Origin of the sequence: Pseudomonas sp. C32, assembly GCF_030417915.1 — a bacterium.
Classification (GTDB): Bacteria; Pseudomonadota; Gammaproteobacteria; order Pseudomonadales; family Pseudomonadaceae; genus Aquipseudomonas.
Genome location: NZ_JAUHUK010000008.1, coordinates 176,201 through 197,297, shown reverse-complemented (window position 1 = coordinate 197,297; position 21,097 = coordinate 176,201). Strand labels below are relative to the sequence as shown.

The 21,097-nt window shown below is 59.6% G+C and carries 21 protein-coding genes and 1 riboswitch; of the genes, 7 read left to right on the top strand and 14 right to left on the bottom strand.

Going from position 1 to position 21,097, the window contains the following annotated elements; translation table 11 throughout:
- Positions 1 to 104: 104 nt before the first annotated feature.
- The 6 genes from QYH43_RS11745 to cobO are packed head-to-tail and all read right to left on the bottom strand — an operon-like array spanning position 105 to position 6,080.
- Positions 105 to 1,556: a cobyric acid synthase gene (locus QYH43_RS11745; protein WP_301157088.1), complete on the bottom strand. Its 1,452-nt coding sequence runs from the start codon at positions 1,554 to 1,556 to the stop codon at positions 105 to 107.
- Positions 1,553 to 2,545, bottom strand: coding sequence for a threonine-phosphate decarboxylase CobD (gene cobD, locus QYH43_RS11740; RefSeq protein WP_301157087.1), 993 nt, complete (start codon positions 2,543 to 2,545; stop codon positions 1,553 to 1,555). The genes QYH43_RS11745 and cobD overlap by 4 nt, the downstream gene beginning before the upstream one ends.
- Entirely contained in the window at positions 2,538 to 3,446 is a 909-nt protein-coding gene (gene cbiB / locus QYH43_RS11735; RefSeq protein ID WP_301157086.1) for an adenosylcobinamide-phosphate synthase CbiB, read from the bottom strand. The genes cobD and cbiB overlap by 8 nt, the downstream gene beginning before the upstream one ends.
- Positions 3,443 to 4,093, bottom strand: a complete 651-nt coding sequence (bluB, locus tag QYH43_RS11730) for a 5,6-dimethylbenzimidazole synthase (RefSeq protein WP_095060855.1) — start codon at positions 4,091 to 4,093, stop codon at positions 3,443 to 3,445. The genes cbiB and bluB overlap by 4 nt, the downstream gene beginning before the upstream one ends.
- On the bottom strand, positions 4,090 to 5,472 hold the full coding sequence (locus QYH43_RS11725; RefSeq protein WP_095060853.1) for a cobyrinate a,c-diamide synthase: 1,383 nt from the start codon (positions 5,470 to 5,472) through the stop codon (positions 4,090 to 4,092). Before QYH43_RS11725 ends, bluB begins: the two co-directional genes overlap by 4 nt.
- Complete coding sequence (gene cobO, locus QYH43_RS11720) at positions 5,469 to 6,080, bottom strand: cob(I)yrinic acid a,c-diamide adenosyltransferase (protein WP_095060851.1); 612 nt, start codon at positions 6,078 to 6,080, stop codon at positions 5,469 to 5,471. The genes QYH43_RS11725 and cobO overlap by 4 nt, the downstream gene beginning before the upstream one ends.
- Positions 6,081 to 6,161: 81 nt before the next feature.
- A riboswitch (cobalamin riboswitch) is annotated at positions 6,162 to 6,395 on the bottom strand.
- A gap of 153 nt (positions 6,396 to 6,548) precedes the next feature.
- Here cobO and QYH43_RS11715 point away from each other — a divergent pair.
- The gene (locus tag QYH43_RS11715) at positions 6,549 to 7,133 is read left to right on the top strand and encodes a hypothetical protein (RefSeq protein ID WP_095060849.1); all 585 of its coding nucleotides are present in this window, start codon (positions 6,549 to 6,551) and stop codon (positions 7,131 to 7,133) included.
- A 66-nt stretch (positions 7,134 to 7,199) separates the two neighbouring features.
- On the top strand, positions 7,200 to 8,513 hold the full coding sequence (locus QYH43_RS11710) for a sorbosone dehydrogenase family protein (RefSeq protein ID WP_301157085.1): 1,314 nt from the start codon (positions 7,200 to 7,202) through the stop codon (positions 8,511 to 8,513).
- Between the two features lie 28 nt (positions 8,514 to 8,541).
- Here the strand turns inward: QYH43_RS11710 and QYH43_RS11705 are convergent, their stop codons facing one another.
- The 6 genes from QYH43_RS11705 to QYH43_RS11680 form a co-directional block, all read right to left on the bottom strand.
- Positions 8,542 to 9,195 carry an O-methyltransferase gene (locus QYH43_RS11705; RefSeq protein ID WP_301157084.1) on the bottom strand — a complete coding sequence of 218 codons (654 nt, stop codon included), beginning with the start codon at positions 9,193 to 9,195 and terminating at the stop codon, positions 8,542 to 8,544.
- Positions 9,196 to 9,213: 18 nt separating this feature from the next.
- Positions 9,214 to 9,750, bottom strand: a complete 537-nt coding sequence (locus tag QYH43_RS11700) for a C40 family peptidase (RefSeq protein WP_095060843.1) — start codon at positions 9,748 to 9,750, stop codon at positions 9,214 to 9,216.
- Positions 9,751 to 9,916: 166 nt separating this feature from the next.
- Positions 9,917 to 10,564, bottom strand: a complete 648-nt coding sequence (locus QYH43_RS11695) for an NlpC/P60 family protein (RefSeq protein WP_095060841.1) — start codon at positions 10,562 to 10,564, stop codon at positions 9,917 to 9,919.
- Between the two features lie 224 nt (positions 10,565 to 10,788).
- Positions 10,789 to 11,493, bottom strand: a complete 705-nt coding sequence (gene hda / locus QYH43_RS11690) for a DnaA regulatory inactivator Hda (protein WP_078470804.1) — start codon at positions 11,491 to 11,493, stop codon at positions 10,789 to 10,791.
- 183 nt (positions 11,494 to 11,676) lie between these two features.
- Positions 11,677 to 12,744, bottom strand: a complete 1,068-nt coding sequence (locus QYH43_RS11685; RefSeq protein ID WP_095060839.1) for an AI-2E family transporter — start codon at positions 12,742 to 12,744, stop codon at positions 11,677 to 11,679.
- Between the two features lie 35 nt (positions 12,745 to 12,779).
- On the bottom strand, positions 12,780 to 13,838 hold the full coding sequence (locus QYH43_RS11680; protein WP_301157083.1) for a DUF2066 domain-containing protein: 1,059 nt from the start codon (positions 13,836 to 13,838) through the stop codon (positions 12,780 to 12,782).
- A 385-nt stretch (positions 13,839 to 14,223) separates the two neighbouring features.
- On the opposite strand from QYH43_RS11680, the gene purM reads away from it, so the two are divergent.
- The 5 genes from purM (at position 14,224) to QYH43_RS11655 (ending at position 18,137) form a co-directional block, all read left to right on the top strand.
- Positions 14,224 to 15,282: a phosphoribosylformylglycinamidine cyclo-ligase gene (purM, locus tag QYH43_RS11675; RefSeq protein WP_301157082.1), complete on the top strand. Its 1,059-nt coding sequence runs from the start codon at positions 14,224 to 14,226 to the stop codon at positions 15,280 to 15,282.
- Positions 15,282 to 15,932 (top strand): phosphoribosylglycinamide formyltransferase, encoded by a 651-nt coding sequence (gene purN, locus QYH43_RS11670; protein WP_095060833.1) that lies wholly within the window; start codon positions 15,282 to 15,284, stop codon positions 15,930 to 15,932. The genes purM and purN overlap by 1 nt, the downstream gene beginning before the upstream one ends.
- A gap of 8 nt (positions 15,933 to 15,940) precedes the next feature.
- Entirely contained in the window at positions 15,941 to 16,654 is a 714-nt protein-coding gene (locus tag QYH43_RS11665) for a DUF3108 domain-containing protein (protein WP_095060831.1), read from the top strand.
- A 143-nt stretch (positions 16,655 to 16,797) separates the two neighbouring features.
- Positions 16,798 to 17,214, top strand: coding sequence for an OsmC family protein (locus tag QYH43_RS11660; protein WP_095060829.1), 417 nt, complete (start codon positions 16,798 to 16,800; stop codon positions 17,212 to 17,214).
- Positions 17,215 to 17,276: 62 nt separating this feature from the next.
- Positions 17,277 to 18,137 (top strand): pirin family protein, encoded by an 861-nt coding sequence (locus QYH43_RS11655; protein WP_095152612.1) that lies wholly within the window; start codon positions 17,277 to 17,279, stop codon positions 18,135 to 18,137.
- 179 nt (positions 18,138 to 18,316) lie between these two features.
- Here the strand turns inward: QYH43_RS11655 and QYH43_RS11650 are convergent, their stop codons facing one another.
- Both QYH43_RS11650 and htpG read right to left on the bottom strand, forming a co-directional pair.
- A complete protein-coding gene (locus QYH43_RS11650; RefSeq protein WP_095152611.1) occupies positions 18,317 to 19,045 on the bottom strand; it encodes a dienelactone hydrolase family protein in 729 nt (242 codons plus the stop codon).
- Between the two features lie 68 nt (positions 19,046 to 19,113).
- Entirely contained in the window at positions 19,114 to 21,018 is a 1,905-nt protein-coding gene (htpG, locus tag QYH43_RS11645; RefSeq protein ID WP_095060883.1) for a molecular chaperone HtpG, read from the bottom strand.
- Positions 21,019 to 21,097: the final 79 nt, after the last annotated feature.

Here is a 21,097-nt window from a genome sequence, read left to right as displayed (position 1 = left end):
TCGTTGAGGCGACTTCAGTCATCGCGAGCAGGCTCGCTCCCACAGGGTTATGTGGTGTTCTCTGCGGGAGCGGGCTTACCCGCGATGAGGCCTTGAAAGGCATCTCAAATCCCGCAGAGCCGACGCAGTAATTCGGTATCCAGATGCGTCTCCACCAGGTCCGCCAGCCGCTCGATATCCCGCTCACGCAAGCCGTGGTAATCCACCTCCTGCACATCCTGCAAACCCGCCCAACGCAACAGTGCGCTGCACGCTGCCGGCGACTCGAACAGGCCGTGCAGATAAGTGCCGAAAACCTGCCCGTCGATACTTTGCGCACCGTCGCAACGACCGTCATCCAGCAACACCGCCGCATTTTCCAGCGCGGGGCCGGTGGTCACGCCTGCATGAATTTCATAACCCGTCACCGGCGCATCTTCCAACGCCAGACGACCACGCACATTGCGTAGTTGCTTGTGCTCTTCGAGCACGGTTTCGAACGCCAGCAATCCCAAGCCTGCGCTGGAACCCGGGGCGCCTTCGAGCCCCAGTGGGTCGTGCACGTGCTCACCGAGCATTTGCAGACCGCCGCAAATCCCCAAGACCTTGCCGCCGTAACGCAGATGCCGGGCGATGGCACTTTCCCAGCCATTGGCACGCAGAAACGCCAAATCGCTGCGCACACTTTTCGAACCGGGAAGGATGATCAGGTCGGCCGGTGGCATCGCCTGGCCCGGGCCGATGAATTGCAGATCGACTTGCGGATGCAGACGCAAGGGATCGAAATCGGTGTGATTGCTGATGCGCGGCAGTACCGGCACCACCACTTTCAGCACTTGCTCAGCCTTGTCGGTCTGGCGCTGATCGATGCCGTCCTCGGCTTCCAGGTGCAGGTCCATCACGTAGGGCAGGACGCCAATCACCGGTTTTCCGGTCCGCTCTTCCAGCCAGTCGAGCCCCGGTTGCAACAGGGCAATGTCGCCACGAAAACGGTTGATGATGAAGCCTTTGATGCGCGCCTGTTCGCTCGGTGACAGCAGTTCCAGCGTGCCCACCAGATGCGCGAAGACCCCGCCGCGATTGATGTCGGCAATCAGCAGCACCGGGCAATCCACCGCTTCGGCAAAGCCCATATTGGCGATGTCGCCGGCCCGCAGATTGATCTCGGCCGGGGAGCCCGCGCCTTCGACCATCACCACCGGATACGCCGCGCTCAACCGTTCGTGGGACGCCAGCACCGCTTGCATGGCGATGGTTTTGTAGTCGTGATAGGCGACGGCATTCATGCTTGTGACGGCGCGACCATGAATGATCACCTGCGCGCCGGTGTCGCTGTTCGGCTTGAGCAGCACGGGGTTCATGTCGGTGTGTGGCTCAAGATTAGCCGCCTGGGCCTGCACCGCCTGCGCACGACCGATCTCGCCACCGTCGGCGGTCACCGCACTGTTGAGTGCCATGTTCTGCGGTTTGAACGGCACCACGCTGACACCTTGACGGGTGACCCAGCGGCACAGCGCGGTTACCAACGTACTTTTACCGGCGTCCGAGGTGGTGCCCTGCACCATCAACGTCGTCATGGGTTTTCCTTGGCGAAAGCTTCGAATGCAGCGGCCAGGCGTGCGAAATCGGCTTCGGCGCCCGGCAAGCCGAAACGCAGGCTGCTGTTGTGTGTGAACAGACGCAGCAGAATGCCGCGCCGGGCCATGAATTCATAAAGGACTTCGGCACGATCAGTGATCAGCCACTGGAACAAGGCGCAGCCGCCCTGAGGGTTGAATCCGTGTTGCTTCAGCAGCGAGGCCAGGCGCTCACTGGCCACTTCGGCGCGTGCCCGCTGGCGCGCATGGCCTTCGGTATCACGCAAACATGCCTGCCCTATTGTTCGCGTCGGCCCGCTCACCGCCCACGGCCCTACTTGTTCGGCGAGCAATTTGAGCAACTTGCGCTCCGCCAGGACGAAACCCAATCGCACCCCGGCCAGACCGAAAAACTTGCCGAAGGAACGCAGCACGATCAATCCGACCTGATGGGCAAACGGCGCGAGGCTCAGCTGCGGTGTGTTGTCCATGAACGCCTCATCCACTACCAGCCAGCCACCGCGCTGGGCCAGCCGCGCGTGCCAGTCGAGCAAGCGATCAGGCGTCAGGTTCAACCCCGTGGGATTGTTTGGATTGACCACCACCAGCACGTCGAAACTGTCGATAAAGAAGTCGACTTCCTGTTCCACCACTTCGCGCACGATGTAGCCGTTGCGACGCCACGCTTCGGCATGTTCGGCATAACACGGTGACAGCACGCCGACTTTGCCTGCGCGACGCAAACGCGGCAGCAGCTGGATGGCCATTTGCGACCCGGCCACTGGCAATGCCTGCAATGTGCCGTAGTAATCACAGGCAGCGTGCTCCAGACCGTCGTCGGCTTCCGGCAGCCGCGCCCAGGCCCGCATTGGAATCTCCGGCACCGGAAACGGCCAAGGCGCCAGACCGGTCGACAGGTCCAGCCACTCACCTTCCTCTATGCAATATTCGAGCGCGGCCTTGCGCAATCTTCCACCGTGCTCAAGCATAAAATTCGGCCCCAATGCAGAGAATCAGCAACCATAACCATACCCCGCGCTGGACCAATTGCCAGCCTCGGTCGATGGAGTCGGCGTCCGCTGGCGGGCCTTCGCCCAGTTGAGGACGCTGATGCAGTTCACCGTGATAAATCGCCGCCCCGCCCAACTCGACACCCAGCGCTCCTGCCCCTGCCGCCATCACCGGACCGGCATTCGGGCTGTCCCAGGTCGAGCCCTGAAGGCGCCAGCACTTCAGCGCCAGCCGGGTTTTGCCCAGCAACGCGTAGGTCAATGCCACCAACCTTGCGGGAATGTAATTAAGCACATCGTCGATCTTCGCCGCCGCCCAGCCAAAACGCTCAAAGCGTTCATTACGATAGCCCCACATCGCATCCAGCGTGTTGCTCAAACGGTAGAGCACCACGCCGGGAGCACCGGCCACGGCAAACCAGAACAGCGCTGCGAACACCGCGTCGCTACCGTTCTCCAGTACCGATTCGGTGGCGGCGCGGGCGACTGCGGTTTTATCCAGATCGCTGGTCTGGCGGCTGACCAGATAGCCCACGCGTTTGCGGGCTTCCTCAAGATCATCACTGCGCAGCGCCTTGGCCACGGGCTCGACATGTTCACCGAGGCTGCGCATGCCGAGTGCGCAATACAGCGCGAGAATCTCGACGATCCAGCCGACATAAGGCGCCCAGGAAAATGCAGTCGCCAACAAGGTCAGCGGCAACACGGCGATCACCCACGCCGTGACGCCATGGCTGCGCCAGCCGCGACCTTCACCGTTGAAACGTTGTTCGATGCGGTCGGCAAAACGGCCGAACGCCACCAGCGGATGCCAGCGCTTGGGTTCACCCAGCAGCGCATCCAGCGCAACCGCGGCGACACTCAACAACGCCACACTCATTGACTCACTCCCCAATAATTTTCATACAACAGTTCACTCAGCGGACGCGCCTGCGCCCAGCCTTCGAGCACCAGCATCGGCGCCGGATAAAATGCCTCGACCGGCCCCAGGCACAGCACCGCCAGCGGCTTCGCACCCGCCGGCAACTGCAACAAATCCGCCAGGGCTTGTGGCTCGAACAGCGACACCCAACCCATGCCCAGTCCTTCGGCGCGGGATGCCAGCCACAGGTTCTGGATCGCGCAGGACAACGAAGCCATGTCCATTTCCGGCAACGTGCGCCGACCGAAAACATGGCGCTCTCGATCCTCCGTCAGCGCGGCGACCAGCACCTCGGCACAATCGTTGATGCCTTCGACCTTGAGTTTCATGAACTCGTCGCTGCGCTCACCGAGGGCTTCGGCGGTGCGGATGCGCTCTTCTTCCACCAGTTGCTGAATCTGTCCGCGCAAGGCCCGATCGCTGATACGGATAAAGCGCCACGGCTGCATCAGCCCCACGCTGGGCGCCTGATGCGCGGCTTCGAGCAGACGTCGGAGCAGTTCTGGCTCGACCGTGCCACCGCTGAAGTGACGCATGTCGCGACGTTCGGCGATGGCGCGGTAGACCGCTGCGCGCTCGGTTTCGGAGAAGGTGTTGTCAGTCATGACCGCTTCGCTGGCAAGCCAGTTCCTACAGGATTGAGGTGGTCCCTTGTAGGAGCTGGCTTGCCAGCGAAGGCGTCCTGAAGGTCGGGCGCAAAAAGCGCGGCAATCGCTGAGGGATTGGACGGAAAATAAAAGTGCACATAAGAAGCAGTCATCCGCCCCTCACGATAAACCGCCTCGGCCCCTCGCCCGCCGTTAGGGCTCAAGCCCCGGGCAATCGGCGTCAGCTCAGTGGTGGTCAGCGAGTGATGATACGTGTGTCCGCGCAACGACCCTTCCGGCAGCTCGACCGCTTGCAACGCCAGCGCGGCCAGGCGTTTTTGCATCACCGCATCACCGGCCAGCAAGCCAACCAGTTCGGCGCGAACACCGTCGACATCGGTCAACGAATCGAGCAGATAAAGCATGCCGCCACACTCGGCGAGCAATGGCTTGCCTGCCCCGTGGTGTGCACGGATCGCGTCAAGCATCGCGGTGTTTTTCGACAGCGCAACATGGTGCAATTCCGGATAACCGCCCGGCAGATAGAGACTGTCTACCTCCGGCAACACGCTATCGCGGATCGGCGAGAAGAATGACAACTCGGCGCCCATCGCCCGCAACAGGTCCAGGCTCGCGCCGTAGGTGAACGCAAAAGCTTCGTCCCGGGCCACGGCGATACGCACACCGGCCAGCAACGGTTCGACGTCAATCACATCCGGCGCCGCGAACGCCACTGCGGGCGGCAGCGCCACCTCGCAACTGCTGGCCAAGGCATCGGCGGCGGCATCGAGACGCACATCGAGATCGTTCAATTCACTGGCCTGCACCAGGCCGAGGTGCCGACTCGGCAATTCGATTCCGGTTTCCCGGGACAAGGCGCCGTACCAACGCAGTCCCTCGGTCAGGCTGCCTTCGAGCAACTGCGCATGGCGCAACGTACCGACGCGGTTGGCCAGCACACCGGCAAACGGCAAGTCCGGCTGATAGCGCGCCAGCCCCAGCGCCAGTGCGCCGAAGGTCTGGGCCATGGCGGTGCCGTCAATGACGCCCAACACCGGCACACCGAAGTGCCGCGCCAGGTCAGCGCTGGACGGCGTTCCGTCGAATAAACCCATGACGCCTTCGATCAGGATCAGGTCGGCTTCGCCAGCGGCTTCCCACAACAGACGGCGACTTTCCTGCTCGCCCACCATCCACATGTCCAGTTGATACACCGGCGCACCACTGGCACGCTCGAGAATCATCGGGTCGAGAAAGTCTGGCCCGCATTTGAACACGCGAACCTTGCGCCCCTGGTTGCGATGCAAACGGGCGAGCGCGGCGGTGACGGTGGTCTTGCCCTGACCGGAGGCCGGCGCGGCGATCAGTACCGCCGGGCAATGACGTGGTTGATTCACAGCTCGACGCCTTTCTGCGCTTTGATGCCGGCCTGGAAGGCGTGCTTGAGCATGCCCATTTCGGTGGCGGTGTCGGCCATCTCGATCATTTCCGGCTTGGCGGCGCGGCCCGTGACGATCACATGCTGCATCGGCGGTCGCGCCTGCAAATCGCTGAGCACCTGATCGAGATCGAGGTAACCGTGCTTGAGGGCGATGTTCAATTCATCTAGCACCACCAGGCCGACGGACGGATCGCGCAGCAGTTCGCGGGACACTTCCCAGGCCGCTTCGGCGGCGGCGATGTCGCGCTGGCGATCCTGGGTTTCCCAGGTAAAGCCCTCGCCCATCACATGGAAACGCACTTGCTCCGGGAAACGGCGGAAGAACAACTCTTCGCCCGTGCTGTTACGCCCCTTGATGAACTGCACCACACCGCATTGCATGCCGTGGCCCATGGCGCGCGCGAGCATGCCGAACGCCGAACTGCTCTTGCCTTTGCCGTTACCGGTCAGCACCAGCAACAGGCCGCATTCATTCGGGGAATTGGCGATGCGTTCGTCGATCACCGCTTTTTTGCGCTGCATGCGCGCCAGGTGGCGTTCGTCACGATCGGGGGTGTCAGTCATGGGGAAGCTCTCCGTTGAGGCGGGAATAACGGCGGGCAGGCACAAAAAAAGAAGGCAACAAGCCTGGCATCGCCCACCGTGATGCCGTTGAATGAATCAGGCCGGTCTCCGGGCTCATGAGCGGTTTGCACCCGACTGCGCGCCTTCCCATATCGACCCTCGATACAGTGGCTCAAAGCTCAGTCTTCACTCATTTACCGTTGCGGGGGCAGCGCCGGGATCATGACCTTCAACAGTTTGAAGAGCTCATTCACCGGCTTCCCTGTTTCACTCTGTCGACCCAAGCCACAGAGCACCTGAAACAAGCCGCGAAGGTTAGAGGGTTGGGGGTGGAGCGTCAATTAAAGCCGGGACGTCGGATGGGAATATCGACTGGCGCTCAATATTCTGACGCCAATCTTGTGCCTCGCCCCCAGCAGTGATATCAAATAGCCACAAACCCACAACACAATAACAAGGGTGAGCCCCATGCAAGGCATGATCATCAGCAATCCAAAACTGGAATTCCTGCGCCCGGTACTGGAACGCTGGTTCGACTGTATTGACCGCTACAATGCCGTGCGCGGCGACGGTGACGCGCCCTACTGGCACGACGAAAAAGCCAATCTGGGACTGCTTTCAGCCGCCGCCTGGATGGCCGAAATGGTCACGCTGCAACACACGCAAACGCGCAAGCAAACCGAAGACGGCGAGCGCAACAGTCGCGCCGATCTGCTGCTTGCCTCGCCCGAAACCCGTGCCTATTTCCAGGCGACCCAGCGCTGGCCGCGGGTCAACAGTCTCGATCTGACCCAGGCGTTGCTCGACATCACCAGCGACGCCAAACGCGTGAGCCACGCCAGCGACCTGAGACTCGGCTGCCTGTTCGCTGCACCGCAAAAAGCCCAGCAAGGTGCTACGCCAGAAGAGCTCCAGGACATGGTCGATGACCTGCAAAAAATAAACACCTGCGCCGTTGCCTGGTATTTCCCTTACGCCTATCGCAAATTGCGCAACGAAGCCGGCCACTATCATCCCGGTATTGCCGTGCTTTTGAAGGAAGCGCACGGCTGAAGGTTGAACCATCAAAAGGCAACACTTCTCTATGATGAGAACAAGGCATTCATAGGGAAGATCAGTATGCGCACAGCCCCGTTCGTTTTCGTTATCGCCCTCACTGGAGGGCTCGTCGCCTGTGGCGAGACCTCCAGCCTGCAAGTCTCCGACGGCACCGGCCCATCTCCCCAACTGCCCGAACCCAGTAAAACCCTGATCCCGACAGTCAACATCGCACCCGCCATCGGCTGGCCTGCGGGCGTGAAACCCATTGCCGCCGCAGGCACTCAAGTGACGGCTTTTGCCGAAGACCTTGATCACCCGCGCTGGCTCTATGTACTGCCAAACGGCGACGTGTTGGTGGCCGAAACCAACGCCCCGGCCAAACCCGATGATGGCAGTGGCATCAAGGGCTGGATCACCAAGAAAGTGATGGGCCGCGCCGGGGCCGGCGTGCCGAGCGCGAACCGCATCACCTTGCTGAGGGACAAGGATCACGACGGTATCGCCGAAACCCGCAGCGTGTTTCTGGAGAACCTCAATTCACCGTTCGGTATGACACTGGTCGGCAATGACTTCTACGTGGCCGACACGGACCGCCTGCTGCGCTTTCACTATGAGCATGGCGATACCGAAATCAAGTCGCCACCGATCAAAGTGGTCGACTTGCCGGGAGGCCCGTTGAATCACCACTGGACCAAAAATGTCATCGCCAGCAAGGATGGCCGCAAGCTCTACGTCACCGTGGGCTCCAACAGCAACGTCGCCGAAAACGGCATGGATAAAGAGGAAGGTCGCGCCGCGATCTGGGAAGTGGATCGCACCACCGGCAACCAGCGGATTTTCGCTTCAGGCTTGCGCAACCCCAATGGCCTGGCCTGGGAACCGCAAAGTGGCGCCCTATGGACCGCCGTCAACGAGCGCGATGACATCGGCAGCGACCTGGTGCCCGATTACATCACCTCGGTGCAGGATGGCGCCTTCTACGGCTGGCCGTTCAGCTATTACGGCCAGCACGTCGATGTTCGCGTCGAGCCGCAAAATCCAGATCTTGTCGCCAAGTCCCTCAAGCCGGACTATGCCGTCGGCCCACACACGGCCTCACTGGGCCTGTCGTTTGCCGAAAACAGCAAACTGCCAGCACCGTTCACCCAAGGTGCATTCATTGGTCAACACGGCTCATGGAATCGCAAGCCGCACAGTGGTTACAAAGTGATTTTCGTGCCGTTCAACGGAGGCAAACCGAGCGGGCAGCCGATTGATGTACTGACCGGATTCCTCAATGACGAAGAAAAAGCCATGGGGCGACCAGTGGGTGTGGTGATTGATCAGCAGGGGAATTTGCTGGTGGCCGACGATGTAGGGAACAAGGTGTGGCGGGTGTCGGCTGTAAAATAGACAGCAAAAGATCGCAGCCTGCTGATGACTACCGTTTGCGGCAGAGCGTCAATCCATCGCCTATCGGCAACAGGGACAGATCCACTCTCGCGTCATCTTTCAACGCTCGATTAAGCGCCTGGATCGCACGGGTGTCTTTGCTCTCGGGATTTGCCTCAAGAACCCGGCCACTCCACAGGGTGTTATCGAACACCGCCAGCCCACCGACCCGCAACAGACGCAGCGCATGCTCCAGGTAGGCGGGATAGTTGGCCTTGTCGGCATCGATGAAAATCAGATCGAATTGACCTGGTTGGTCCAGCTTGCCAAGCGTCTCCAGCGCAGGCGCCAGACGCAGGTCGATTCGCCCGGCCAGCCCTGCCTCGAGCCAGTAACGGCGGGCGGTGGCATTGTAATCACCCGGAACGTCGCAACAGATCAGTGAACCGTCATCCGGCAATGCCATCGCCATGCACAGGGCGCTGTAACCGGTGAAGGTGCCGATTTCCAGCACACGCCTGGCGCCGGTGAGTTTCACCAGCAGTGCGAGAAACTGCCCTTGCTCCGGCGCCACTTGCCAGCGCGCCATGGGCAGTGCCTGGGTTTCATCGCGCAGGCGCTTGAGCAGCGGCGTTTCGCGCAAAGAGACGTCGAGCAGGTATTGATACAACGCATCATCGAGATTGAGCGTGCGAGCGGTCATGACCACAACCTCTGGCGATTATCGATTGCGCGCCAGATGCTCCGGTTGCAGAACGCGCTTGGCGCTGAGATAGGCTTTCTGCCAATAGTTCTTGGACAAGCTGTCGAGCTTCACGGTGCCGCCGGTGGCGGGTGCATGGACGAAGCGTCCCTCGCCGACATAAATCCCGGCATGATTGACCTGGGAAGCGCCATTGGTGGCGAAGAAGATCAGGTCACCCGATTGCAGACCTTCCTTGCCGACGTTGGCCGCTTGCATCGTGATCATCTCGCGGGTGGTGCGCGGCAAGGAAATACCGGTAACGTCACGGTACACATAACCGATCAGACCACTGCAATCAAAACCCGAATCCGGTGTATTGCCACCCCAACGATAAGGCGTGCCTACGAGACCAAGGGCGCGAAACAGTACGTCTTCCGCTTCGGGCGAAAACGCTTGGGATGGACCGAAAACGATGGGAGCGCGAACCACCGGCGCAGGAGGCGGCGTACGGCTGGCACAGGCGCTGAGCAGCGCTGCGAGGAACATGATTGCGAGGCGGGCCGACATCGTCATAAGCAGAACATCCTGATCTGGCTGCGGCTTTTTTCTGCTCGGAGCGCAGAAAAGAAAACCGCCTGCGTGTGACGCAGGCGGTTTGCCATCATTAATAGATCAGAATTCTAGCGGCTATCCGGCAAACTTCAAGTAAGACTTTAAGTTCACCTTACAAATTGTCCGCTTATTTGCGAGCAGTCACGATTGGCGACGCGTTTGGCGCCATTGCCAGAGCACGTTTGGCTTCGATGAAGGTCTTGCTCCAGTAGCTGTCGCCCAGGCTATCGATCCGCACGCCACCGCTACGACGGCTGCTGGAATGGATGAACTGGTTGTCGCCGAGGTAGATCCCGGCATGACTGACGCGACCGCGACGGCCGTTGGTTGCGAAGAACAACAGGTCGCCCGGCTCAAGCTTGCTGCGCGAGACCAGAGGGGCGTCAACGTTGATCATTTCGCGAGTGGAACGAGGCAGGTTCATGCCCGCTTCTTCGCGGAACAGGTAACCGATGAAGCCACTGCAATCGAAACCGGCTTCAGAGGTGCCGCCGAAACGGTAACGGGTACCGATCAGGGACATGCCACGTTCAAGGATGCTGTCGGCCAGAACCGGCAATTGATACGACTTGCCGCCGGCGAAATCGGCGAGTTCTTTTTCGTTCGCCTGTTCTTCTTGCTCCAGCGCTTCCTGATAAAGAGAAGAAGACTGGGCTGTAGCGGAGTTCTTGACCTGCTGTTGCGATGCTTGCTGAGTCACTGGTGTGTGAGCAGCGCAACCGAACAACAGGGTAACGAGTGCGAGAGGCACGAGGGGTGCGAAGCGATTTAGCATGGGCACGACCGTGGCTGATAGTTGTAAAGAAGCCGAGACTATGCCCGCTATCAACCTCATTTGCAAATTCAATCGATCTTTATGTGACTTCTCGGTTTCTCGTTAACATCTAAGCGCTTAAGCCCATTTTGAACATTCACGCTGCCTGTCACTCGACAGGAAAGCGGATTTTTTTGGCGCCTGAAATATGCCAAACCCGCTAAACCTCTCAGTTTCAGCGGGTTTTACCAGCCCAGGGTTTCTTTCAAAAACGGGATCGTCAGCTTGCGTTGAGCCTGAAGAGAGGCCTGATCGAGACGTTCAAGCAGCTCGAACAGCGCACTCATGCTGCGGGTGCCCCGCGTCAGAATGAAATGCCCCACTTCGTCAGTCAGGTGAAGACCACGACGGGATGCGCGCAATTGCAACGCGCGCAACTTGTCTTCATCGGAAAGCGGACGCATCTGAAAGATCAGCGCCAAGGTGAGTCGGGATTTGAGATCCGCCAGTTTCACCGGCAACTCTCGGGGAGAGGTCGATGCGGCAATCAGCAGGCGTCGACCACTGTCACGCAAGCGATTGAACAGATGGAACAGCGCCTCTTCCCAGTCCGCCTTGCCGGCGACCGCCTGCAGGTCATCCAGACAGACCAGTTCGTACTGTTCGAGGTTGTCGAGAATTTCTATACCACGATCCAGCAGTTCGGCCAGCGGCAGATACACCGCCGGCTCCCCCATCTGCTCGAAGCGCAGACAGGCCGCTTGCAACAGGTGCGTACGCCCTACCCCATCCTTGCCCCAAAGGTAGATCAGGCTTTCGGTCCAGCCGGCGTCGGCTTCGCAAAGCCGCTCGACATAGCCGAGTGCAGCGGCGTTGGCGCCTGGGTAGTAATTGATAAAGGTGGCGTCGTCACGCAGACGCACACCTAGGGGCAGCTGAATCGGTTTCATGCTGACTGAACAGTTCCAAAGGAACCGTTAGTGGCCTCTGTGTAAAGTTTGCGAAGTTTATACCCGTGGCGCTGGTCGCACAATGCGACAGACCACAAGCAAAATCAAAGGTTTGCGTTAACGCTACGGTTTTATGACCGTTTGTTTGGCGGTCAGTGCGACCGCCACCCACTCATCATGTCGCTACGGTCCCTCGCCACTGGCGTAGATATCAGAGTCTTTATACAAATCATGGACATGACGCACCAGCACCATGATCACTGCGGCCACGGGTAGCGCCAGCAGCACACCGGTAAAGCCGAACAACTCCCCGCCAGCCAGAATCGCGAAAATTACCGCGACCGGGTGCAACCCGATCCGGTCGCCGACCAGCAACGGCGTCAGCACCATGCCCTCCAGCGCCTGACCGACCATGAACACCGCCACGATACCCAGCATGGGATACAAATCACCGCCAAACTGAAACAGGCCGGCGATCAATGCCGCGCCGATGCCGATGATGAATCCCATGTACGGCACAATTGCCGCCAGACCGGCAATCATACCGATCAACAGCCCCAGCTCCAGACCGACCAGCATCAGCCCCGCTGCGTAAATCACGCCCAATGCGACCATCACCATCAACTGCCCGCGAACGAACGCGCCGAGTACTTCGTGGCATTCGCCTGCCAGGGAGACCGCACGCTCCTCGCGATCACGAGGTAATAGATTGCGGATTTTGACCATCATCACGTCCCAATCCCGCAGCAGGTAAAAACTCACCACCGGGATCAGCACCAGATTCGCCATCAAGCCTATCAACGCCAGGCCCGAAGCCGTCGCCTGGCTCAATACCACGCCGACGATGTCCGTGGTTTGGCCCATGTGTTCACTGATCGCGGCCTTGAGTTTGTCGAACTTCCAGAATCCGTCCGACAACCCGAATTTGGACTGCGCCCAAGGCAATGCCGTGTGCTGCAACCAATCAAGCATTTGCGGCGCCAGTTCATACAACCGGAACAACTGCTTGACGAGCATCGGCACCAGCACCAATAGCAGCGCAGTAAAAATCAGCGTGAACACGGCAAACACCGTCACCACGCCCCAAGTCCGCGACAGACCGGCCTTTTCCAGGCGGTCTACCAGCGGATCGAACAGATAGGCCAACAGTAGCGCCACCAGAAAAGGCGTCAGAATCGGATGCAACAACCAGACAAACACGCAAAGCAGGACCACCCCACCCAGCCAGAACCAACGCCGAGAATCGGCCATGTACCACTCCTGCTTCTATATAAGGAACGAAAGACTTACCAACGAAAACGCAACTGCGGTACAGGAGCGGCGACTGGCGCTACGGCGGGCGCCGAACCTTGGGCAACAGGCTGGACAGGAGCCACTGGCGCGGGTGCTTGCTCGACCGGCATTTCCTGCAGTTTTGCCAGCGACATCTGCGCTCTCAACTGATCGGCGCTACCGTTGACCCGGTAAAGAATCCGCTCGCCATCGACACTTTGCAGACGCCCGCCGAAGGGCTCAAGCAACCGCCCAAGCGCCGCATATCGCTCAAGGTTCATGCCCTGTACTTCCATTAATTGCTGACCCGAAGCACCAGGTTTGGCAACGAATCGTGGTGCCAGGCGCTGATTGACCGCCAACATCACCGCATCGGCCAATGCTGCCTGATCGACCCCCTGTACGGTGCCGGCCTCCTTTTGATCACCCAGCCACAGCCGCCAATTGGCCTGCCACTGCCCACCTTCCTCATGCGCGTGCACCGCCAGCAAGGCATCGGCGTTGTAGCGCTCCGAAGCACCTTGCAACGGTGCTGGGTCAGTGCCTTCCAGATTGGGTGCCGTGGCGACGATCTGCTCATTCAGGTCCGCCAGCGGCAAGCGCAGCGGCAACCCACGATGCTGGGCGGCCCGACGCAGCGGCGCGGCGCTGGCCTGGCCGTCACCTACCAGGCTCGAACCTTCTGTGGAGTCATTCAACCACCAGGCCAGAATCGACGGCCGATTGGCACCCCACATCGCCAGCCCCGCCCGGCGCAGAGCCTGCTCAGTCGTACCCGGATCGAAATCGACTTTCAGCACGTCCGGCGGCCCGGCTTCAAAGCCGTACTGGCTGATGATTTGTTGCGGATCTTTGCGAACCGTCGCCAGCCCCGGGTTTTGCGCAGCCTTGGGGTCACCGGTCAGGCGCAGCACCAAGGTGTCCAGCGCACGCTGAGTCGCCTGTTCACGCTCCTCGGGTGACTGGCCATTTACTGGTTCACGCACCTGATAAAGGCCTTTGACGGTTTCGGCATGACTCACAAGGCTGAACAATGACAAACAGCCCACAAACAAGAATTTACAAAAACGCATGGAAGATTCCTGACGACAAGAGCGGCTGAAACAGACCGCATGAAGACGATAGAGCAAGGCTGTGACCCTCGCCCGACGCAAAACATTCACACGCCCCGGGTAAGTTTTTCGCACTGTCATAACGATAGACGGTTAATCGCGATACTTTATACAGCCATGCAGGTTACTAACGACACTGGGCAATAACGGTTTTTTTTCAGCTGAAATGGCCCTGCTGTCGGCCTGAGGATGGCCGCTGCCGCTCAAGCCTGATAAAATCGCGCGCCTTCGCAGACCGGCAACAGCCGGGTACCCTGAAATACGCGCATGGCTCCCTCCTTCGTGTTTTTTGGCGGTCCCGCTAGACTCGGTCGTTACCCAGAAATCCCCCCTAAAGGCCTGGATCATGAGCAAGCAACCCTCCCTGAGCTACAAGGACGCCGGTGTAGACATCGACGCCGGTGAAGCATTGGTCGAACGCATCAAGAGCGTCGCCAAGCGCACTGCGCGCCCGGAAGTCATGGGCGGCCTGGGCGGTTTCGGCGCCCTCTGCGAAATCCCGGCCGGCTACAAGCAGCCTGTGCTGGTTTCCGGTACTGACGGCGTCGGCACCAAGCTGCGCCTGGCACTGAACCTGAACAAGCACGACACCATCGGCATCGACCTGGTCGCCATGTGCGTCAACGATCTGGTGGTGTGCGGCGCCGAGCCGCTGTTCTTCCTCGACTACTACGCCACCGGCAAACTGAACGTCGACACCGCCGCTCAGGTGGTGACCGGCATCGGTGCTGGCTGCGAACTGTCGGGTTGCTCGCTGGTTGGCGGCGAAACCGCTGAAATGCCGGGCATGTACGAAGGCGAAGACTACGACCTGGCCGGTTTCTGCGTCGGCGTCGTGGAAAAAGCCGAAATCATCGACGGCTCCAAGGTTGCTGCCGGCGATGCCCTGCTCGCCCTGCCATCTTCCGGCCCGCACTCCAACGGTTACTCGCTGATCCGCAAGATCATCGAAGTGTCCGGTGCCGACATCGAAAACATCCAGCTCGACGGCAAGCCGCTGACCGACCTGCTGATGGCCCCGACCCGCATCTACGTGAAGCCGCTGCTCAAGCTGATCAAGGAAACCGGCGCAGTCAAAGCCATGGCCCACATCACCGGTGGCGGCCTGCTGGACAACATCCCGCGCGTTCTGCCAAAAGGCGCACAAGCGATCGTTGACGTGGCGAGCTGGAACCGCCCAGCGGTATTCGACTGGCTGCAAGAGAAAGGCAACGTCGACGAGAACGAAATGCACCGCGTGCTGAACTGCGGCGTGGGCATGGTCATCTGCGTGGCTCAGGAGCACGTTGAAACTGCTCTGAACGTCCTGCGTGAAGCGGGCGAACAGCCATGGGTCATCGGCCAGATCGCCACCGCTGCCGAAGGCGCAGCCCAGGTTGAACTGAAGAACCTCAAGGCTCATTGATGTCTCAGACCTGTGATGTCGTGGTGCTGCTCTCCGGCACCGGCAGTAACTTGCAGGCCTTGATCGACAGCACGCGGACCGGCGACAGCCCGGTCCGCATCGCTGCGGTGGTGTCCAACCGCGCCGACGCCTACGGCCTGCAACGCGCCAAGGATGCGGGTATCGACACCCGCACCCTGGATCACAAGGCTTTCGAAGGTCGCGAGGCCTTCGATGCCGCGCTGATCGAACTGATCGACGCCTTCAACCCAAAACTCGTGGTACTGGCCGGTTTCATGCGCATTCTCAGCGCCGGGTTCGTACGCCACTATCAGGGTCGCCTGCTCAATATCCATCCTTCGCTGCTGCCCAAATACAAAGGGTTACACACTCATCAGCGGGCTCTGGATGCCGGCGACGCCGAACATGGCTGCTCTGTGCACTTCGTCACCGAGGAACTCGATGGCGGACCACTGGTCGTACAAGCAGTAATACCGGTAGAGTTAGATGATTCGCCGCAGAGTCTGGCGCAGCGGGTCCATGTTCAGGAACACCTGATCTACCCGTTGGCCGTGCACTGGTTTGCCGAAGGTCGTCTAGCCCTCGGCGAACAAGGTGCTTTACTGGATGGACAGTTACTCGCGGCCAGCGGCCACTTGATTCGACCCTAGGAGATTTTATGCGTCGCGCCCTGCTCTTCGCTTGCGCCTTGCTTGCCTTGCCCTTTGCACAGGCGGCAGACCTTCAACCGTTCTCCGCCAGCTACACCGCCGACTGGAAACAGTTGCCCATGAGCGGCACCGCCGAACGCAGCCTCGAAAGCCTGGGCGACGGCAAATGGAAGCTCAGCTTCAAGGCGTCGATGATGATCGCCAGCCTGTCCGAAGAAAGCACCCTGACCTTGGACAAGGACACCCTGCTGCCCCATTCGTATCACTTCGAACGTGGCGGCCTGGGCAAAGCCAAGAAAGCCGACCTGGATTTCGACTGGACCACCAAGATGGTCACTGGCACCGATCGCGGTGACCCGGTCAAGATCCCACTCAACCGCGGCATGGTCGACAAATCCACCTACCAGCTGGCGCTGCAGCATGACGTAGCCGCCGGCAAGAAAAGCATGAGCTATCAAGTGGTTGATGATGGCGAAGTCGATACTTATGACTTCCGCGTGCTGGGTTCGGAAAAAGTCGACACCAAGGCTGGCCAGATCGAAGCGATCAAGGTCGAGCGCGTACGCGACCCGACACAAAGCAAGCGCATCACCGTTCTGTGGTTCGCCAAGGATTGGGATTACTTGCTGGTTCGCCTGCAACAGGTCGAGACCGACGGCAAGGAGTACAACATCATGCTCCTGAACGGTACGGTCAACGGTAAAGCGGTCAAAGGCAGCTAAGCCGGCTCGATAAGAGAAGCCCCGCAAACGCGGGGCTTTTTTTCGCCTGTTGAAAAAACCGGAACGCGTTCCCTCAAGCAGGCTCTATACCTTCAAGGTCTTTTTTGATCGAATGACTTTTCCTGTCGCCTGCGAGGTTTGCCATGACTGTTACCGTCAACACCGTCTCTGCCGAAGGTTTTCGCCACAGCGTACAAATCGACGATCACGAACTCTTTGCCGACGTACCCACCACGGCAGGGGGTGAAGGCTCCGCACCAGAACCCCACGACTATTTCGATGCCGCGCTCGGCGCCTGCAAAGCCTTGACCCTGAAGCTGTACGCCAAGAAGAAAGACATCCCGCTCACGGGCGTCGGTGTCGAGGTCAAACGCGACAACAGCCAAGAACAGAAAGGCAAATACGCACTGCACGTCAAACTCACCCTCAAGGGTGTACTCACCGACGCCCAGCGCGATGAACTGCACCGCGTGGCTGATCGCTGCCCGATCCACAAGCTGATGACCACCTCCGAAGTCAGCATCGAAACCCATCTGTCCGAAGGCGCGTTCAGCCAATAGCGGCAAGGGCTGCGCAAGCGGGTTATGCTCGACGGCATCACCCGCTCAGCCTGGAATGCACCATGAACACTCCGCTCGTGATCCGCCCTCGCGCCGAAGATGTCGAAGGCCAGCCGATTCTTCGCCCGTTGCCGTCGGCCAAGTGCCGCAGCGTCGGGCCATTCGTGTTTTTCGACCACATGCTGGAAACCCGTTATCCGGCCGGCAAAGGCATGAACATTCGCCAGCACCCGCACATCGGCCTCTCCACCCTCACCTACCTGTTCCAGGGGCAGATTCAGCACAAGGACAGCCTCGGCTCAGATCAAGTGGTCGGGGCGGGCGACGTCAGCTGGATGACGGCCGGCAGCGCCATTGCCCATGTTGAACGCACACCTGAGGCGCTGAAAGAAAGCGGCTTCACGATGCACGGCTTGCAGATCTGGCTGGCCTCGCCCAAGGACCATGAACAAGGTCCTGGCCATTACAGCCACCATCCGGCGTCCACGCTTCCGGTCAGCAACAACCTCGGCGTGAAGATTCGCATGATTGCCGGGACAGGCTTTTGCCTGGAATCACCGGTGCCGGTGCTTTCACCTACGTTGTATGCCGAATTGAACCTGCAAACAGCGACAACGTTGCTGATTCCGACCGAGCACGAAGAACGAGCGCTGTATGTGTTGAGCGGTGAGGTGCAACTGGATGGCGAGCCAATTGAGCCGCACACGTTAGTGGTGTTGCCAGGCGGCGAAGAAATGACTGTGTTCGCCGAAAGCGACAGTCATGCCGTTGTGTTCGGCGGTGCACCGCTGGATGGACCAAGACGGATCAATTGGAATTTCGTGGCGAGCGATCCAGCGGCCATCGATGAGGCGCGCCGTCGCTGGGCGGCCGGGGATTGGCCGACGGTGCCGGGGGAAGTTGAGCGGATCGAATTGCCCTGATGTTTGCAGCGCCTGTCATTGCCTCATCGCTGACAAGCCAGCTTTTACAGTTGACCGGCTCATTCCCGAAATTGCGTGCGGCACAATCCCTGTAGGAGCTGGCTTGCCAGCGATGGCGATCGTGAGGATCGCTATCGCCAGCAAGCCGGCTCCTACAGGTTTCGTTGCTCAGCGCTTATTCAATCCTTGAACACTTCATCCAGCAAATTATGCATCGACGTAAACGCCCGAGCGGCGACTTTGGCGTCGTACATCATCATCCCCGGTACATTGGCGTGCGGATCGGTGAACGAGTGGAACGCACCGCCGTAGCTCAGCAACTGCCAATCCACACCCGCCGCATTCATTTCATCTTCGAACGCCGGCAATTGCTCCTTCGGCACCAAAGGATCGGAAGCACCGTGCAGCACCAACACCTTACCCTTGATGTTTTTCGCATCAGCCGGATTCGGTGTGTCCAGCGTGCCATGGAACGAAACAGCCGCCTTCACCGGCGCACCGGTACGAGCGAACTCCAGCGCACAGCAACCGCCGAAGCAGAAACCGAAAGTCGCCAGTTTCGACGTATCAACGGCCACCTCACCCTGGCTTTGCAGCTGTTCGAACGCCACCTGCATGCGCTTGCGCAGCAACGGGCGGTCATTCTTCAACGGCATCATCGCCGCGCCCGCCTCGTCATTGTTGGTCGGACGAACCGATTGCCCGTAGAGGTCCGCGATCAGCACCACGTAGCCTTTGGCCGCCACCGACTTGGCGATCTCCTCGGCACCGGCGCTGACGCCCATCCAGTTCGGCGCCATCAACAGACCCGGACGCGGGCCTTTATGGTCGACATCGAAGGCCAGGCGGCTTTCGTAATCTCGTCCATCAATCTGATAGGCAACGGAACGTACAGTAATTTGGCTCATTTCTGACTCCTGATTGTTGAACACCAGAATGAAAAAAACCCGCCGAAGCGGGTTTTTCTACAACACAGTTAAGCCGATAGTTCGACCAGCAGCTTGTTCAGACGGCGCACGTACGCCGCCGGGTCTTTCAAGCTGTCGCCGGCTGCCAGAGCCGCCTGATCGAAGAGGATGTGCGACAGGTCGCCGAAGCGCTCGTCGCTCTGCTCGTTGTCGAGCTTCTCGATCAGCGGATGAGCCGGGTTGAATTCGAAGATCGGCTTCGAATCCGGAACCTTCTGACCGCTGGCCTCCAGGATCTGACGCATCTGCAAGCCCAGGTCCTGCTCACCGATGGCCAGAATCGCCGGGGAGTCGGTCAGACGATGGGAAACCCGCACTTCAGCAACGGATTCGCCCAAGGCGGCTTTCAGACGCTCAACCAGACCTTCTTTGGCCTTGGCGACTTCTTCCGCAGCCTTCTTGTCCTCCTCCGAGTCCAGGTTGCCGAGGTCCAGGTCACCGCGCGCCACGTCGACAAAGCTCTTGCCGTCGAAATCGCTGAGGTAGCTCATCAGCCACTCGTCGATGCGGTCGGTCAGCAGCAGCACTTCGATGCCTTTCTTGCGGAAGACTTCCAGGTGCGGGCTGTTTTTCACTTGCGCGTAGGTTTCGCCGGTCAGGTAGTAAATCTTGTCCTGACCTTCCTTGGCGCGTGCCAGGTAATCCGCCAGGCCGACAACCTGTTCGCCGTCGTCACCGTTGGTCGATGCGAAACGCAGCAGGCCAGCGATTTTCTCTTTGTTGGCGAAGTCTTCTGCCGGGCCTTCTTTCATAACCTGGCCGAAGTTTTTCCAGAAGCCTTTGTATTGCTCAGGCTCGTTCTTCGCCAGTTTTTCCAGCATGTCCAGAACGCGCTTGGTCAGTGCCGACTTCATGGAGTCGATGATCGGGTCTTTCTGCAGGATTTCCCGCGACACGTTCAGCGACAGGTCGTTGGAATCGACCACGCCCTTGATGAAGCGCAGGTACAACGGCAGGAAGGACTCGGCCTGATCCATGACAAATACACGCTGCACGTACAGCTTCAGGCCTTTCGGCGCTTCACGCTGGTACAGGTCGAACGGCGCACGGGTCGGCACGTACAACAGCGAGCTGTATTCCAGCTTGCCTTCGACCTTGTTGTGGCTCCAGCTCAGCGGATTTTCGAAGTCGTGAGCGATGTGCTTATAGAACTCCTGGTATTCCTCGTCCTTGATCTCGGTACGCGGACGGGTCCACAGAGCACTGGCGCGGTTGACGGTTTCCCATTCAACGGCCGGCTGCTCTTCGCCTTCGGCAGCGGCCACTTCTTTCGGCAACTCGATCGGCAAAGCGATGTGATCGGAGTACTTCTTGATGATGTTGCGCAGACGCCAGCCATCGGCGAATTCGTCTTCAGCAGATTTCAGGTGCAGGACGATGCGAGTGCCACGGTCGGCCTTTTCGACGGTAGCGACTTCAAAGTCGCCTTCGCCTTTGGACGACCAGTGCACACCTTCGCTGGCAGCAGCGCCGGCACGACGGCTGTACACGTCAACCTTGTCGGCGACGATGAAGGCGGAGTAGAAGCCAACACCGAATTGACCGATCAGGTGCGAGTCTTTTTTCTGGTCACCGCTCAGGTGCTTCATGAAATCGGCGGTGCCAGATTTGGCGATGGTGCCCAGATGGGTGATCGCGTCTTCGCGGCTCATGCCGATACCGTTGTCTTCGAGGGTGACGGTTTTAGCGTCCTTGTCGAAGCTCACACGGATTTTCAGTTCGGCGCCACCTTCCAGCAGCTCTGGCTTGGCCAGGGCTTCGAAACGTAATTTATCGACAGCGTCAGAGGCGTTCGAGATCAATTCGCGAAGGAAAATTTCCTTGTTGGAATACAGCGAATGGATCATGAGGTGCAGCAGTTGCTTCACCTCGGTCTGGAAGCCCAGGGTTTCCTTTTGAGTTTCCACACTCATGGTCATCAAACTCCAATCAGATGGCATAAGCCGCGACCTGAATGATCGACGGCGGGTTGTCCTCAGAGTTTGGGGCACC

Bases quoted from the DNA above. Each gene is read 5' to 3' on its own strand.
- QYH43_RS11745 (WP_301157088.1), bottom strand. From the start codon at position 1,556: ATGACGACGTTGATGGTGCAGGGCACCACCTCGGACGCCGGTAAAAGT.
- cobD (WP_301157087.1), bottom strand. From the start codon at position 2,545: ATGCTTGAGCACGGTGGAAGATTGCGCAAGGCCGCGCTCGAATATTGC.
- cbiB (WP_301157086.1), bottom strand. From the start codon at position 3,446: ATGAGTGTGGCGTTGTTGAGTGTCGCCGCGGTTGCGCTGGATGCGCTG.
- bluB (WP_095060855.1), bottom strand. From the start codon at position 4,093: ATGACTGACAACACCTTCTCCGAAACCGAGCGCGCAGCGGTCTACCGC.
- cobO (WP_095060851.1), bottom strand. From the start codon at position 6,080: ATGACTGACACCCCCGATCGTGACGAACGCCACCTGGCGCGCATGCAG.
- QYH43_RS11715 (WP_095060849.1), top strand. From the start codon at position 6,549: ATGCAAGGCATGATCATCAGCAATCCAAAACTGGAATTCCTGCGCCCG.
- QYH43_RS11710 (WP_301157085.1), top strand. From the start codon at position 7,200: ATGCGCACAGCCCCGTTCGTTTTCGTTATCGCCCTCACTGGAGGGCTC.
- QYH43_RS11705 (WP_301157084.1), bottom strand. From the start codon at position 9,195: ATGACCGCTCGCACGCTCAATCTCGATGATGCGTTGTATCAATACCTG.
- QYH43_RS11700 (WP_095060843.1), bottom strand. From the start codon at position 9,750: ATGACGATGTCGGCCCGCCTCGCAATCATGTTCCTCGCAGCGCTGCTC.
- QYH43_RS11695 (WP_095060841.1), bottom strand. From the start codon at position 10,564: ATGCTAAATCGCTTCGCACCCCTCGTGCCTCTCGCACTCGTTACCCTG.
- hda (WP_078470804.1), bottom strand. From the start codon at position 11,493: ATGAAACCGATTCAGCTGCCCCTAGGTGTGCGTCTGCGTGACGACGCC.
- QYH43_RS11685 (WP_095060839.1), bottom strand. From the start codon at position 12,744: ATGGCCGATTCTCGGCGTTGGTTCTGGCTGGGTGGGGTGGTCCTGCTT.
- QYH43_RS11680 (WP_301157083.1), bottom strand. From the start codon at position 13,838: ATGCGTTTTTGTAAATTCTTGTTTGTGGGCTGTTTGTCATTGTTCAGC.
- purM (WP_301157082.1), top strand. From the start codon at position 14,224: ATGAGCAAGCAACCCTCCCTGAGCTACAAGGACGCCGGTGTAGACATC.
- purN (WP_095060833.1), top strand. From the start codon at position 15,282: ATGTCTCAGACCTGTGATGTCGTGGTGCTGCTCTCCGGCACCGGCAGT.
- QYH43_RS11665 (WP_095060831.1), top strand. From the start codon at position 15,941: ATGCGTCGCGCCCTGCTCTTCGCTTGCGCCTTGCTTGCCTTGCCCTTT.
- QYH43_RS11660 (WP_095060829.1), top strand. From the start codon at position 16,798: ATGACTGTTACCGTCAACACCGTCTCTGCCGAAGGTTTTCGCCACAGC.
- QYH43_RS11655 (WP_095152612.1), top strand. From the start codon at position 17,277: ATGAACACTCCGCTCGTGATCCGCCCTCGCGCCGAAGATGTCGAAGGC.
- QYH43_RS11650 (WP_095152611.1), bottom strand. From the start codon at position 19,045: ATGAGCCAAATTACTGTACGTTCCGTTGCCTATCAGATTGATGGACGA.
- htpG (WP_095060883.1), bottom strand. From the start codon at position 21,018: ATGAGTGTGGAAACTCAAAAGGAAACCCTGGGCTTCCAGACCGAGGTG.